Source organism: Streptomyces sp. NPDC050617, from assembly GCF_040654795.1.
Classification (GTDB): domain Bacteria; phylum Actinomycetota; class Actinomycetes; order Streptomycetales; family Streptomycetaceae; genus Streptomyces.
In genome coordinates this window covers 1-13,932 of record NZ_JBFAIS010000023.1, presented here as the reverse complement: position 1 = coordinate 13,932, position 13,932 = coordinate 1, and the positions used below count along the sequence as shown (strand labels likewise).

The following is a 13,932-nucleotide window of genomic DNA, read 5'->3' as shown; positions in this document are numbered from 1 at the left end:
GTGTGCGCAGAGGGTGGGGAGCTGTACCGCGATGCCCGCTAAGGACGAACTGGCCAAGCGCCGTCACGACAACCTGGTCGACCACCTGGAGACTCTGATGAAGGCTTCGCTAAAGCCCGGATACCAGGGCTACCACGGACAGCTGGTCCTGAGCAGCGACGACCTCGAAGAAAGGGGCGACCTCAAGGACGTACGACGTGCCGCGCGCGAGGCGGGTCGTCGCCTCGACTGGCAGCCGAAGACCGACCTCGTGGATGGACGCCTCTTCGTCTACGACGACCGCGAGGTCCCTGAGGAGATCAGCAGGCTGGCGATGCGCGACGCTGCCGAGGCAATGGACGCCTTCATGCGGCCGTACATGAACCGGGCCCCGCGGAACAGCTGAGCGGCATCCTGCCGCCAGGTGCCGCCCCGTCGGCTGACCGGCAGCATCTGGCTGGTCTCGGCACGGATCAGGCACACATCACACCGCAACGCCCTCCAGGGCAGCCACCATATCTGCGGCCTTGCGAGCCTTCTTCTCCGCCTTTTGCAACTTGCCCTACGCCTTGGCGAGTTGCTTCGCCCGTCGCTTGTGGATCTTCTTCGAGACCTCGTCGAGACGGTCGGGGAAGAGATGGCCGTACGTGTCCAGCGTCCCAAGGCAGGAGACAAGGAGGACCTGCACGGCCTGTTCAAGCCGGGCACCAGCGCAACCGGCCCGCCTGGCGCATCTCCGGCCCCGAGCACAAACCGACCCCGTACCCGACCTTCGCCATGGCCGCGCTCGCGGGGATCGGCGACCTTCCGGACACGATCATGGACCGGGCGGTCGTACTGCGGATGCAGAAGCGCAAGACGGGTGAGAAGGTCGCTTCGTTCCGCTTGCGGGATTCAGTGCCAGAACTCAACGTACTGCGCGACAAGCTGGCTGCCTGGCTGGGCCCGCTGCGCAGCGAGGCAGCCCGCTTGATTCCGGGCATGCCGGTGGAGGACCGGGCGGCGGACACCTGGGATCCTTTGGTCACCATTGCCGACCCGGCCGGCGGCCACTGGCCCGCCCGCGCCCGCGCCGCGTGTGTGGCCATGACCCGGCACAAGGCGGTCCAGGACGAGCAGAGCAGCCTGAATACACGGCTGCTGCGCGACATCCACCGCATCTTCGCTGAGAACCAGAACCCCGAGGCCCTGTCCACTCAGGACCTGGTCGCCGCCTTGATCCAGGACGCCGACGCCCCATGGGCGGAGTACGGCACCAAAGGACTGAACGCCGACCACCTGGGCAACCTGCTGCGGGACTTCAACATCGGCTCGGCCAACTACCGGTTCGAGAAGGGCAGGCAGGCCAAGGCGTACATGCGCATCCGATTCCTGGATGCCTGGGCACGCAACTGCCCCGACCTCACCGAGGCGACACCCGAGCCCACACCCGGCGCTGCGCCTGCCCGCCCGGCCCAGACCAGGCCGCCCGCAGCTCCGGCGGGATCGCTGCCCATCGGCCCGCCCGGCGGCCTCGCCGGGCCCAAGCGCACTCTCTGATCCCACCAGGGCGCAGCCCGTAGCACTGCGTCGCGTCCGTCCCCGCGCAGGTCAGCGCGGGGACGGACTTTCTCGCCGGGACGCACTTCTTCGTACCTGCCCGGAAGTCCGTACCTGTGCTGACCAGGCACGCAACGCATGCGACGCACGTGACACCGCCCCACCGCCGAGGATGGTCCGGCCTGGGCCGACGAACAGCAGCAAGTTGGGGCGGAAGCATAGCTTCCGCCGACCACTCTCCGAAAGGGCGAGGTCGGACCAGCACCAGGGGGCACAGGTCCGTCAGGCTTCGGCCGAGGGCGGACCGAAGCCTGGGGGAAGAACGAATCGAACCGCCGTCGTTGCCACTCGTCCGCCGTCACAAGCCCGACCCCAACTGCCAGCGCGCAGGGCGGGTCGATGCCTAATGCGGCGACACCCGAGCGCGCCGGAGCAGTCACCACGAGCCCCCCGGCTCCACAGTCACTACAAGCACGGCGGCGCTGGGTCGTGCCGTGGTCACGCGGTGCCATGCTCAGGTACGGCGGCCTGCGGATAGGGCAGCGACCAGCGCACTCAGGTCTCCACGATGAACGACTACTTCTTCGTCATCGGCTGGTGGGTCAAAGCGGGCGAAGAAGTCGTCGAGGGCTTCAGGGGTGACGGTGAGGGCGTTGGCGTCCGCGCGCTGGTTGCGCTCGGTCAGGCGTCGCAGCAGCTCGTCGCGGTCGGCGGGGAGGTAGACGACCACAGGGTGGCCGCCTGCTTCGCGGACGGCCTGTCGCCAGGCATCGCGCTCGGCGCGGCACCACAGCCCGTGGTCCAGGACGACGTCGTTCCCGGCCTCGATCTCCTTGATGAACCGCCGCCGGATCGCCTCGACGGCGGGCCGTTCGCGCTCGAAGTAGGTGTGTTCGGGGTAGTCCACGCCGTAGCGGCCGTGGAGGCGGTGGACCTCCTCGTCGACGGACAGCCGGGTGAAGCCTTGGCCAGCCAGGGCCTGGGCGACGGTCGTCTTGCCGGAGCCAGTCAGACCGGCCAGGAGAACAGCGAGGGGCACGTGGTCTTCCCTTCCGCGACGGGCGTGCGCGAGCGCGGTCATTGTCTCCGATCCTGGCCGCTCTGCATGTGCGGGCGCCATGTGGTGAAGACGCCACGTGCCTCGGCGGGCCAGCCGAGGGGCATCCGGTCCAGGCTCACCCGGCGGAAGGCGAACCGCGGGTCGCTGATGTTGAGTACGCCGCCGTGCTGGCCGACGTGCGTCAGGAGGCGGCTGGCCTCCTCGCGCACGGCCGAGGTCTGTTCCTGCCAGGTACCGGAGGAGAAGTGCTGGATGCGGCGGCGGAGGTCATCGAGGACGCCCGAGCGCCACTTGAAGTGGTGCACCGCGCAGAGACGGTCCGCATCTGGCTTGTGGCCGGGCGCCCGGTGATTGCCGGAGGCCACGGTGACGTCGTGGCGAGCGAGGACGATCTTCCGGGGGTCGCCGTGCAGGAGCCGGTGGGTGAGGTAACCGCCGAGGGGGTAGGCCAGGTCCAGTCCGCCTTGGGGCTGCCAGCCGGTCAGACGTCCGCTCGCGGTGACGCGGTCGAGCATCAGCCCGCCGACCACGCGATGCCTGGACTTGTCGGCCTGGGCAATCACCTCGTCCAGTGGGGAGGGGTACTGCTGGAACTCGTCAGCGTCCGCGAGCAAGTGCCAGCCGGGTCCTGACCGGTGCCGCAGGGCTTCTCTGAGCTGGGTGTTGGTGTGCTCGTGCCACGGGCCGGTGCTGGTACCAGTGGGGGTGATGCCCAGCTCGCGGCTGGCGGCCTGGAGTTCGTGCCGCTGCTGGTCGGCGACGTGCTCGGGGAAGTGGAAAGCGATCAGGAATCGCTCGATGCCCAGCCGTCGGTAGTGGCGGACCCAGGCGGCCAGCAGCGGAGGTTCGACGGGCCCGATGACGGCGATCAGGGCTGGGGGTGTGCTCAGCATCGTGGCTCCTCCGTACGGAGGCAGGCGAAGGTGCGGGTGAGGAAGTCGGCCTGCTCGGCGGCCGATGGCATCCCTAGTAGGCCGGGTGTCTCCGGGCCGGGGTACTCCGGCGGCTGTCGGACCACGGTGTGCAGGGCGTCGGCGAGGCCGTCCGGGTCGCTGGCAGGGAAGGTCAGTACCCAGGGCAGGCCGTGCAGGCGGGCGGTCAGCTCGGGATCGTGGTCAGAGACGACGAGGGTAACGCCGAGGCGTATGGCGTCCATCACGAGCCCGGATTCCTTGCCTACGCCGGGATGCCTGGCCACCAGGGCGGCGTCTGAGGCGCCGTACACCAGCCGCAGCACGCTCTCCGCGACGGGGCCGGGCACCGTGTGCAGTTGGAGATCGGGCAGGGATCGCCACCGTTCCAGCATGGCGTCGTCGAGTGGGGCGCCCGTGACGATGAGGTGCAGCGGCTCCTTCAGCCGGGACAGGGCGGCGTCGATGGTGGTGATGTCCTTGTACGGCCACCAGCCGCCCACCAGGCACACCACGGCTTCGGCTGGGGGGATGCCGAAGGCGACCCGACCGCCGTCGCGTTCGGCATCGGTGAGGCGGCAGCCGTCGTCGACCGCAAAGGCCCGCACCACCGCGGGCAGGCCGGGGAAGGCGGTGGCGAACTGATCGCCCACGGCCCGAGTCGGGTAGAGGGCGATCACCTGCCTCTCGCCACGGCGGGCGAGTCGGCCGAGCAGTCGCACTGCGGCGTCCTCGGCGGTGACTGCTTCGTGGACAAACCGAAGGTGCGGCTGGCCACCGAGAAGGGCGGCGGCCCCGTGCAGGGCCTCGCTCGCAGTCAGGATCACCACCGCCTCGGCGGTGGGCTCCAGACGGCGGGCACACCGTAGCGCGGCTGCCTCAGCCAGACAGCGGGCGATGAGGGTGACCTGGTGCGGTAGACGCCGCAGCCGACGGGGCCAGCGGCGCGAACGGAACAGACGCCGCCCGGCCGCAGACAGCCAGGCCGCCAGCCGGGAGGCCACCAGCAGAACACCCGCCTGACGCCCGGCCGGCGCGGTCACCAGCCGGGCACCGGCTTCGCGCAGGGCCGTGATCGCCTCGCTGGTGACCCCATGCGGGGCGATGACCAGGCTGCCGGGCCGGGCCTGGGCCAGGGCCACCAACGTGCGCTGGTGGTGCCCGCCCAAGCGGTGTGCGTGCGGCTCGATGAGCACGAGCGCGCAGCCGGTCATCCGGACACCGCCTGGTCCCCGTGGGCGGCGGTGAACCTCTCCCGCAGCCATGCGGGGTCGTTGAGATGGTCGAACCGCTTCGCATCACGGGCGGCCTCGCGGGCGAATGCGACGCCCTCACGAGCTCCGGCGGCGGCGCAGGCGGCAAACTCACCGCTGTGGCTCCTCGCCCACGCCTCCACCCTCTGGCGAGCGTCGTCGTCGGCCATGCCGTACTCGCTGCCGCGGCCGAGCATCGCGCACTCGCGGAAACCCGCCTTCCAGGCGTGAAAGGGGCTCTGGTTGAACCGCGTGATCCCGGCGGCCGACGCAGCGAACTCGATGCGGCCTGGGAGGGCGGCGAGCACGTCCACGGCCTCGCCCATCTCGCGCAGGGCACTGCGGCGGATCAGCTTCAGCCCGCCGTAGCCGTAAGAGAGGCCATTGACCGGGTTGACCGCACGCCACACCCGCATGGACACACCCTCGTCCAGCGGTTCCACGACTGCGGAGTCGAAGTCGGTGTCGATGGCGAAGTCGCCGTCGGCGAGGAAGAACTGCTCGCGGTCGACGACCTCGGCGCACAGCCGGTAGGCCCGACGCATCCCGTGCACCCCGTGCAGGCGCTTGACCGTGCCGCCGAGGGCCCGCTGGAGGCGGGCGTGCAGGGAGTTGGCCATCGGCTCGTCGTATGAGAGGAGCACCGCGTCAAACTCGGTCACGAGATCGCCTCCAGGTAGCGGGCTGCCACCAATGCGGGGGTGAAGTCGGCGGTGGAGGCGTGGGCCCGCTTGGCGTGGAGTGCATGGAACTCGTCGTCCGTGGCCAGCCGTTCGGCCAACGCGACAGCCTCGGCCGAGGTGGTGAAGCACAGCTCGGAGTCAATGTGCTCGGCGAGCCAGCCCAGCTTGGGCGAGATGACCGGCAGGCCCATTCCCTGGCAGTCGATCACGCTCATCGACCAGGGGCAGCCTGGCCGGAACGGGGCGATGCCGAAGCGGGCGCCGGCCAGCAGGTTCTTGTAGCGCACGCGGTCGCCGCGGTCGGAGACGATCTGAACGTGTGGCAGGGCGGCGAGCAGGTCGCGCATCTTCTCGGGGCTGTCGTCCAGTCCCTGCCGTTCGGCCCGGCGCTGGCCGAACAGGTCCATGACCCGCAGCCGCACCGTGCCGGAGGCCCTCAGCTCGCGGGCCAGGTCCACGAACTGGCCGGTGCCGTAGTGCGCGTACAGCCGGTGGTTGTAGACGCCGATCGCTCCGCCCGTGCCGGAGGTCGACCGGGAGACGGCCGGGTCTCGGACCAAGCGCTCATCACGCGGGGCGGGCACCACCCGCAGCTTCTCGCCGAGGTCAACGGTCATACGGGCTGCTGCAGCCGTGATCCAGGAGGCGGCCGTGGAGGAGTGCGCCATCACCCGGTCGCAGGCGGCCAGGCCGGCGGCGAACGCCAGCAGCACCGGTCGGCCGAGCCCCACGTCGTTCAAGGACGGGTCGAGCAGGAGCTGGCCGCCGTCGGCGAAGGAGAACGGCAGGTAGTGGCAGTACCCGGCCAGCAGCGCATCCGACCCGGCCTCCAGCAGAGCCGTGCGGATCGCAGGAGCCTCCTCGATCTGGTTGGCCACCACCACATCCGGTTTTTCGACCCGGATCAGTGTCGCCAACTCGTCGATGTCCGCAGAGAAGCGGGCCCGGTACTTCGTCCCCGGCACCTTCGTCTGACGGAAGCCGCAGCGGGCATCCCCGGCCGCAGCCGGGGCCGCGATGGTCACCTCCGCCCCGGCGTCCGCCAGGGCCGGGGCCAGCAAGTCCGCGAAGATCCAACCCGAATCAGCAGACAGCCGGTCGGGGTTGGAGATGTTCAGCGAATACAGCACGCGCATCGCGCATCGCCTCCCTCATATGCCCGGAGGATCGATCCGGGCCGGTAAGGGAAGGAAAACGGCTACGAAGGCCGTGACGGGATGATGAACTTGGATCACTCACGGTTCATTCATGCTCACCAACGAGGACGCGGGGCGGAGCTTCGATGGACGCGCACAGCGAGGAGATCACCGTCGAGCAGGCGGCCGAGGACTACGCGGCCGAGGTGGCGCGCTGGCGGGAAGTACGCGGCATGTCCAAGCGAGCATTAGCGCGGGCCATGGGCTTCGACCCGTCCTACGTCAGCCACGTCGAGTCCGGCCGCGCCAAGCCCACCGAGGAGTTCTCGCGGCTTGCCGACGAGGCCCTGAATGCCGGGAAGGCGATCTGGCGGCGCTGGTGCGACTACGAACAGGCCAAGGCCCGCACTCGACGCCCGGAAGTGTCATCGTCTGGCCAGCGCAGGCCCGAGCAGCCGTACGCGACCGGATCGGCCCTCGTCGTCGAGCACGACGCCGCCCGGCTCCAGTACGACGGCAGCAACTACCAGCTCACCATGCGCCGGCGCCTGCGGAACACCGGCGACGAACCGGTGACCCGCTACCTTATCCGCATCTCCGTCGACCGCTACCCCGGCGCCCCCGAGCGGTCCAACGTTCACTACAGAGCACACCCGTTGACCTGGGACGCACTCGCGCTGACGGCTGCCTGCCGGGGCGAGGCGATGCGCTGGGAGGCCAAGCACGACCGCGACGCCTTCAAGGAGGTCTGGTTGCTGTTCGACAACGAACACGGCCGCTTCCCGGTCTACCCCGACGAGTCCGTGTGGATCGAGTACGCCTACACCGTCGGCGACGACAAATGGGGCCACTGGTTCCAGAGAGCCGTACGCCTGCCCACCGAGCGCCTTGAAGTCCAGCTCGTCTTCCCTGCCGCTCTCGATCCGGTCGTGTGGGGCACCGAGACCTCCATGACTGCCGAAGCCTCCCCGCTGCGTACCCCTCCCGTCCGCAGCGACGACGGCGAGCTACGGCAATTCACCTGGATCACGACCACACCCGCCCTGCACGCTCGGTACCGTCTTGAGTGGCGGTTCCGAGCCCGGCCCGAACGCGACACGGATCAAGAGGAGTTCAGGTGATTGACGTGCGGCCCAGCCAGCGTATGCGAGACCTAGGAGTCGTCCAGCACGGCGCCGGCATCCTCACCGAACCGACCCGTGCCTTCGACCTGCCCACCGATCGCGACGAGGCCGAGCACATCACCGACGAGCTGTTCGCCGCGATGGAACGGATCGGACAGATCCATCCCTTCGCCAAGGGCATGGGCATCGCGGCCCCGCAGATCGGCATCGCACGCGCCGCCGCCGTCGTCCAACCGCCTGGCGACGCGCCCGCCATCATCCTGCTCAACCCGCGGATCACCGCCCATTCCGGCGAGACGGACGAGCAGTACGAGGGCTGCCTGAGTTTCTTCGACGTCCGGGGCCTCGTGCCCCGCCCCCTGAAGATCACGGTGGATACCACGGCCCTGACCGGCGAGAGAGTGACCACCGTGTACGAACACGGCCTCGCCCGCCTCGTCCACCATGAGATTGACCACCTCGACGGGCTGCTCTACACCGCCCGTATGCGCGCCGGGGTCGAGCCGATCCCCATTGAGGAGTACCGGCAGACCGGCAGCGCTTGGGTCTACAACGACGCCTGACCCCATTACCTACGCCAGCGCGGACACACCCAGGGCACATCGCACCGAGTCCGCTTACGCCACTAGAGTTGACCGCCCGGCACCACGAGTAACTCCTGGGAGTTTAGATGGACTTAGCGTTCTCCGAGCTGGCCTTGGCAGCACTGGGCGGTTTCAGTGGAAGCCTGAGTGAGGCTGTCGCGACGGACCTGTGGAGGCGCTTGCGGAGCCGCCTTTCCAGCGACGACCGAGCTGTTGCCGCATTGGAGGGGCAGGGTGCCGACGATCCGGATGCTGTCGCCGCACTGGGCGAAGCGCTGCGTCGCGAGGCCGCAGCCGACCCAGAATTCCGGCGCGAGCTGGAAGACCTGCAGTCGCTCCTGGCCCGGCCGACGGGTACCACCAACAGTGTGCGCGACTCCCATGGCCTGAACGCACCCGGAGCAACGTTCAAGGGCGCCATCAACATGTCCTTTGGCCGGTCTGAGCAGGGGCAGTGATTACAAATCCGCCCGAGCCTGCTCGGGACACGACAGCGAACAGCGTTATCGGCTCGACGGGCCTGAACGCCCCGGGGGCGGACCTCCGCGGCGCCATCATCAACATGGGGATGAGTCTCACCAGCCCCAACCCCACCCCCCAGGAACTGCTTGCATTGGGATCGGTGGAGGCCCCCTATGGCAGGCTTCCCGAGGCAGTGCTGGGCCGGGACGGAACACTCTCGGCCCTGGCCCAGGCCGACGCGGCGGATCACCCACGTATCCAAGTCCTGTCGGGAATGGGCGGTGTGGGCAAGACGACGGTTGCCCTGAGCGCAGCTCAGCGGGCCAAGGAAGCCGACGTCGAAGTCTTCTGGATCCAGGCCGGATCCGCAGCAGCTGTGGCTGACGGAATGCGCCACGCAGCCCTCCTCGCCGGGGCTCCGACCGAGCACGTAGCCCATGCGTGGGAGAAGGGCGGACGGCCTGCGGCCGACTTGGCGTGGCGCCATCTCACGACCATGGATCGCCCGTGGCTGCTCATCTTCGACGATGCCGATGACCTCGACGTGTTGTCCTGCCCGGGTGCCGCCCTGGCCGACGCCACGGGCTGGGTCAGGCCCCCAGCCGGTAGGTCACAGGGCGTCCTGGTCACCACAAGGGACGGCAACGAGCAGTCCTGGGGCAGCCGGATCACGCGGCTCCACAGGCTGGAGGCCCTGGAACTCGAATTCGCGGCCCGGGTCCTCCGGGAATTGGCTCCGGAGGCAGGCGACACGGAGTCTTCCAGGGCCTTGGCCGACCGACTGGGCGCCCTGCCGCTCGCCCTCTACCTGGCGGGCTCATACCTGGCCATGGCGCACAACGATCCACTGGCCGAGGCGCAGACCTTCGCCGAGTATGTCGACGCCCTCGGCGATTCTCCGTTATTCCTCGACGACGTGACCGAGAGCATGCACGGGGATCTGCGCGGCGAGGAGGATCGGGCCCGCCGGACAATTGCCGGTACGTGGCAGCTGTCCCTCTCTCTTCTCGAACGGCAGGGCACGCCGCATGCCCGCGGGTTGCTGCAGCTGCTGTCCTGTTTCGCCCCGACCGCCTCCCTGCCCATCCCTCTCCTCTCCCCTTCCACGATTGCTGCCCTGAGCATGTGGCCCACAGAGCTGCCACCTCGGGCGATCAGAAAGTCCCTTGGTGGCTTGCGGAGGTTCGGCCTCCTCGGGGTTGACACACACTCAGCAGGGTCGCCATACCGGATCCACCGGCTCGTGGCCGAGGTGTCGGTCAACCCGCTCCTCGCGGAGCCCGGGGACTACCGAGAGATCTGGGGCTCGGCCGCCGACCTGCTAGTGGCAGCCACCCCGTACATGGAGAACCCACGGGATCCGAGTTCCTGGCCAGCCTGGCAGGGGCTCATCCCACACTGGCTGGTCATGATGCGCCGGTTGCCACGATGGGGTACCGCTGCCGACGACCGGCTCAACGGCGTGTTGATCGCTGCCGGGGTCGCCGTGTCCCATCTGCACTTCCGGGGCGATTACATAGCGGCCTGCGAACTAGCGGACGAAGCGCTGGAGCGTATCGATTCCGTACAGACCTCCCCTTGGATCGGGGTAAACATCCGCAGGCATCGGACAGTCGCGGTCGAGGAGATGGGCGATCTCAAGGCTGCCGAGTCCGAACTCGACCGGATTGTGGAGGAATGCGTCAGGCAGTTCGGGTCGGCCGACTCCACCACGCTGTCCGTGCGCTACCAACGGGCAAGGGTGTTCTGTCGACGAGGAAAGCTCGCGGAAGCAGAGTGCGAGTACGACGAGGTAATCCGTCATGAGTCCAAGCTCTTTGGCGCAGAGGCAGCCACTACGTTGCGGTCACGGCACGGTCGTGCGATCTGCATCAGGAGCATGGGACGCCTCGATGAAGCGGCAGACGAGGGAAGGCAGGTGCTGGAAGGTCTGCGAGCCGAGCTCGGAGAGAAGCACCCCGATGTCCTCGAAGCTAAGCATGAATTTGCGATCTCGCTCCGCGACCAAGGGCAGAACGAGCGCGCCGAGGAAGCCTTCCGCCAGGTACTCGAGCTAGAAGAAGAGGTTCTGGGAGACGAGCACCCGTCCACGCTGATCACTCGCGCGAACCTGGCCAGCACCCTCATGCTGCGCCAGGAGTTCACTGCGGCGGAGGCCGAAGTCCGAGCCGTACTCGATGCGCGAACGCGCATCATCGGGCCCGATCATCCCGAGACACTCGACGCTCGCCACACCTTGGCCGTGCTGCAAATGCGGCAAGGCGAACTCGACGCAAAGGGTGCAGCGGCGGTCTTCGCAGAACTCACCGACGCGCAGCAGAAGCAACTGATCGATGAGCACCCCAACGTGCTGGTGGGTCGCAACAGCCATGCCGCGGCACTGCGCTTGCTCGGCGAAGTGACTGAGTCGGAATCGGTGTACCGGGCGATCCTGAAAGCGGCAACTGCACGCCACGGGAAACATCACCCAGTCACGCTCAACGCCCGTTTCGAGTGGGCGATGGCCTTGGGACGCGTCGGACGTACGGACGACGCCGTATCCGAGATGCGCAAGGTCCTCACTCTGCAAGAACGCGTCCTCGGCAGCTCTCACCGTAACGTTGCCAGTGTTCGAGCATCGCTTGGCGCGCTCCTGCTTCAGCAGGGAAGCCTTGCCAATGCCGAGGAACAACTACAGCAGGCGCTGAGCGCCATGCCGGAGGACGATAGCGGGCGTCTAGACATCCGACACGATCTAGTAGGGGTCCTACACGCACGTGGGAAGCTGCAAGAAGCTATCCGTCAACTGCGGGAGATCGCTTACGAGGAACGGCAGACGTTGGGGCCAGCACATCCAGACACGATCACCGCCCGCAATAGCCTCGGGGTCGCGCTGAAGGATTTTGGAAGACTCGACGAGGCCGCGGCGATCTACCGCGAAGCGCTCACGGATGCCGCTGACAAGCATTCCGACGATCAGCCACTGGTACTGACCCTACGCCACAACCTTGCTGTCGTCATGCGCATCCAAGGCCATCTCGACGAAGCTGAGAAGGAGCAGGCAGCAATCCTGGAAATCCAGGAACGCAGGCTCGGTCCTGAACATCCCGAGACGCTCGCCACCCGACTGTCCCTCGCCCGTATTTCGGATGACAAGGGATCCGTCGGTGAAGCCGAAGCCGCATACCGAGAAATCCTGTCGGTATGCGCCCGCATCCTGGGACATGATCACCGACAGACCCTGTCCGTCCATGGGAACTTGGCCTTCCTACTGGCCGATCAAGAGCGGTTCGCTGAAGCAGCGGCAGAGTACCGAGATGCACGGGACGCATGCCTGGGCGTCCTCGGTGACGACCATCCCGAGACTCTGACAATGAACCACAACTTGGCTATGGCGCTGGGGAATCAAGGGATGCTCGCCGAGGCCATTCCTCGGTTCTATGACGTCGTAGAGCGTCGAGAACGCGTACTCGGACCCGACCATCCAGAGACACTGATGGCGCGCAAGAACCTCGGTGAGGGACTGAGCCGGGCGAAACGTCCAGCGGAGAGCGCCGAACAGTTCAAGGCGATGGCAGAGGGATGCACCCGTATACACGGGGCGCATCACGACTCGGTCTGGGATGCTCGATACCGGAGAGCCCAACTCCTGTGGGAGGCGGGCCGGCCGCGCGCCGCGCAGGGCGAACTCGAGGCGTTGCTGGAAAGCGCTTTGGAGGTCCGGCCAGTTGGGGATCCGCGGGTCACCGCGCTCCAACGGGTTCTGATGGCCGTGCGTGCCGACGACGGCGATTCCTAGCGACAGCATGCACCGCACACGTTGTCGGCAGTCACAGGCAGGACAAAGTGACAGGGAAGGATTCGGTCCCGACTGCACGAACAGCCGATGCCTCGTCAGACAGAGTCGACGCGGAACGGATTCAGCACACATGAGGTCGGGAATCCCCGCGAACACATGAGAACTAGGGAGGGGAGTTTTCCCAGGCCAGACACCCTGCGGCCGATGTATACGCAGGTCACAGCCTCGCCCAGGGAAAACTCCTAAAGCGGGTGTCGCAGGTTCGAATCCTGCCGGGGGCACCATGCAAAACCGCTCTGACCTGGGGTTTCACCCCCAGGGAGGAGCTTTACCCGGCCTCGGACTCTTCGTCCGGGGCCGTTTGCGTGAGTGGTACGTGAGCGGACGGGGCGCCAGGTCCCGATATTTCTCCCGACGGATCAGCGCCTTCCTGCACGGGTTCCGCCGCCTCATCGGGATCGGGTTCCGCTGCGGGGCGCCGCTTCCGGAGGCGGTCCGCGCACGCGGAACGAGACGGACGGCGGCCTCGGCGATCGGGCCTGTTCCAGGACGCAGCCGCCGCATGGTCAACCGGTGTGGGCCTGGGCACCGGCTTCCTGCGGCAGCTGCGTCTCGTGCGGGGTGGCAGTTTCGCCTACCGGCGGGCGCTACACGCGCAGCAGCAGCTCTGTGGTCTCCCTGTACTGCCGTAGCGCAAGTCGCAGTACCTCTGTCTGGGCCTCGGCGTCCTGGTCCTGTCAGCCCGCACGCGGGACGTGGTGCCGCTCCGTGAGGGTTTCGGTCAGCTGGGCGACGGCTTCACCGAAGACGCCGTCGGCCTCCTCCGCTGCCTGGCGCGGGCTCTCCACGAAGATGTTGAAGGCCTGCTGGAGGCGCGGGGCGAGTTTGTCGCGTTCGCCCTGTGCCGCAGTGCGGGCTCCGGCGTGCGGACGGGGTCACCAGTCCTGACGACAGGGTCGCACGGGGCGCTGGTGGGCCCGGCAAGAGGTGTCTGCGAGGCGTGCTGCTCGGCGAGATCCGGCCTCCCGCCCTGAGGGGGTGGTGCGCGCTCCCGGTCGTATGTCATCACCTGCCGCTTCCCTTCGCATGGCCGCCGGTTCAGTGCCGATGGCGTCCCGTCGAGTGGTGTAGCCGGTCGCGCGTGTGGAACGCGCGGGGCTCTGCCCGGGGCGTGCACCTGTTGTCGGTGAGCGCTCCCTGAACAAGGGCAGGCCATCGCGCAAGTCTCCTTGGTGAACGGGCAGTTCAACCGAGGAGGACACGATGGCCCTGTCCCAGTCTGACCTGATGCGGCTGCTGGAGTCGATACGTGCGGCCGACGGAGTCGAGGCAATCAGGGTGGTGTGTGAGCGCATCCTGCAAGAACTCATCGAGGCGGAGGCGACCGAGGCCATCGGTGCCGCCCCGCGTGAGCACTCGAGCG

11 protein-coding genes and 1 pseudogene are annotated in these 13,932 nt (G+C 67.9%); 6 read left to right on the top strand and 6 right to left on the bottom strand.

The genetic code is table 11. From position 1 onward, the window contains the following. The first annotated feature begins 31 nt into the window (after positions 1–31). Positions 32–385 carry a hypothetical protein gene (locus AB0I49_RS26950; RefSeq protein WP_363229681.1) on the top strand — a complete coding sequence of 118 codons (354 nt, stop codon included), beginning with the start codon at positions 32–34 and terminating at the stop codon, positions 383–385. A gap of 156 nt (positions 386–541) precedes the next feature. Here AB0I49_RS26950 and AB0I49_RS26945 read toward each other — a convergent pair whose 3' ends face one another. Further along, entirely contained in the window at positions 542–667 is a 126-nt protein-coding gene (locus tag AB0I49_RS26945) for a hypothetical protein (protein ID WP_363229787.1), read from the bottom strand. Here AB0I49_RS26945 and AB0I49_RS26940 point away from each other — a divergent pair. Next, positions 641–1,518 (top strand): annotated as a pseudogene (locus tag AB0I49_RS26940) (DUF3631 domain-containing protein); the annotation flags it as partial. The gene AB0I49_RS26945 and the pseudogene AB0I49_RS26940 overlap by 27 nt on opposite strands. Positions 1,519–2,032: 514 nt before the next feature. Here the strand turns inward: AB0I49_RS26940 and AB0I49_RS26935 are convergent. Genes AB0I49_RS26935 through AB0I49_RS26915 form a run of 5 tightly spaced genes read right to left on the bottom strand, consistent with a single transcriptional unit; the run spans position 2,033 to position 6,561 of the window. Next, positions 2,033–2,557, bottom strand: coding sequence for an ATP-binding protein (locus AB0I49_RS26935; RefSeq protein WP_363229680.1), 525 nt, complete (start codon positions 2,555–2,557; stop codon positions 2,033–2,035). A 38-nt stretch (positions 2,558–2,595) separates the two neighbouring features. After that, entirely contained in the window at positions 2,596–3,471 is an 876-nt protein-coding gene (locus AB0I49_RS26930) for a glycosyltransferase family 2 protein (protein WP_363229679.1), read from the bottom strand. Then, a complete protein-coding gene (locus tag AB0I49_RS26925; RefSeq protein ID WP_363229678.1) occupies positions 3,465–4,703 on the bottom strand; it encodes a hypothetical protein in 1,239 nt (412 codons plus the stop codon). The genes AB0I49_RS26930 and AB0I49_RS26925 overlap by 7 nt, the downstream gene beginning before the upstream one ends. Next, on the bottom strand, positions 4,700–5,404 hold the full coding sequence (locus tag AB0I49_RS26920) for a hypothetical protein (RefSeq protein ID WP_363229677.1): 705 nt from the start codon (positions 5,402–5,404) through the stop codon (positions 4,700–4,702). Before AB0I49_RS26920 ends, AB0I49_RS26925 begins: the two co-directional genes overlap by 4 nt. Beyond that, the gene (locus AB0I49_RS26915) at positions 5,401–6,561 is read right to left on the bottom strand and encodes a glycosyltransferase family 1 protein (RefSeq protein WP_363229676.1); all 1,161 of its coding nucleotides are present in this window, start codon (positions 6,559–6,561) and stop codon (positions 5,401–5,403) included. Before AB0I49_RS26915 ends, AB0I49_RS26920 begins: the two co-directional genes overlap by 4 nt. A gap of 146 nt (positions 6,562–6,707) precedes the next feature. Here AB0I49_RS26915 and AB0I49_RS26910 point away from each other — a divergent pair, with 146 nt between their 5' ends. The 4 genes from AB0I49_RS26910 (at position 6,708) to AB0I49_RS26895 (ending at position 12,509) form a co-directional block, all read left to right on the top strand. Further along, entirely contained in the window at positions 6,708–7,682 is a 975-nt protein-coding gene (locus AB0I49_RS26910; protein ID WP_363229675.1) for a helix-turn-helix transcriptional regulator, read from the top strand. A 23-nt stretch (positions 7,683–7,705) separates the two neighbouring features. Beyond that, a complete protein-coding gene (locus AB0I49_RS26905; RefSeq protein ID WP_363229674.1) occupies positions 7,706–8,248 on the top strand; it encodes a peptide deformylase in 543 nt (180 codons plus the stop codon). 107 nt (positions 8,249–8,355) lie between these two features. Then, the gene (locus AB0I49_RS26900; RefSeq protein WP_363229673.1) at positions 8,356–8,727 is read left to right on the top strand and encodes a hypothetical protein; all 372 of its coding nucleotides are present in this window, start codon (positions 8,356–8,358) and stop codon (positions 8,725–8,727) included. 110 nt (positions 8,728–8,837) lie between these two features. Further along, positions 8,838–12,509, top strand: coding sequence for a tetratricopeptide repeat protein (locus AB0I49_RS26895; RefSeq protein WP_363229672.1), 3,672 nt, complete (start codon positions 8,838–8,840; stop codon positions 12,507–12,509). The last annotated feature ends 1,423 nt before the right edge of the window (positions 12,510–13,932 follow it).

Bases quoted from the DNA above. Each gene is read 5' to 3' on its own strand.
- AB0I49_RS26950 (WP_363229681.1), top strand. From the start codon at position 32: ATGCCCGCTAAGGACGAACTGGCCAAGCGCCGTCACGACAACCTGGTC.
- AB0I49_RS26930 (WP_363229679.1), bottom strand. From the start codon at position 3,471: ATGCTGAGCACACCCCCAGCCCTGATCGCCGTCATCGGGCCCGTCGAA.
- AB0I49_RS26925 (WP_363229678.1), bottom strand. From the start codon at position 4,703: ATGACCGGCTGCGCGCTCGTGCTCATCGAGCCGCACGCACACCGCTTG.
- AB0I49_RS26915 (WP_363229676.1), bottom strand. From the start codon at position 6,561: ATGCGCGTGCTGTATTCGCTGAACATCTCCAACCCCGACCGGCTGTCT.
- AB0I49_RS26910 (WP_363229675.1), top strand. From the start codon at position 6,708: ATGGACGCGCACAGCGAGGAGATCACCGTCGAGCAGGCGGCCGAGGAC.
- AB0I49_RS26905 (WP_363229674.1), top strand. From the start codon at position 7,706: ATGCGAGACCTAGGAGTCGTCCAGCACGGCGCCGGCATCCTCACCGAA.
- AB0I49_RS26900 (WP_363229673.1), top strand. From the start codon at position 8,356: ATGGACTTAGCGTTCTCCGAGCTGGCCTTGGCAGCACTGGGCGGTTTC.
- AB0I49_RS26895 (WP_363229672.1), top strand. From the start codon at position 8,838: ATGAGTCTCACCAGCCCCAACCCCACCCCCCAGGAACTGCTTGCATTG.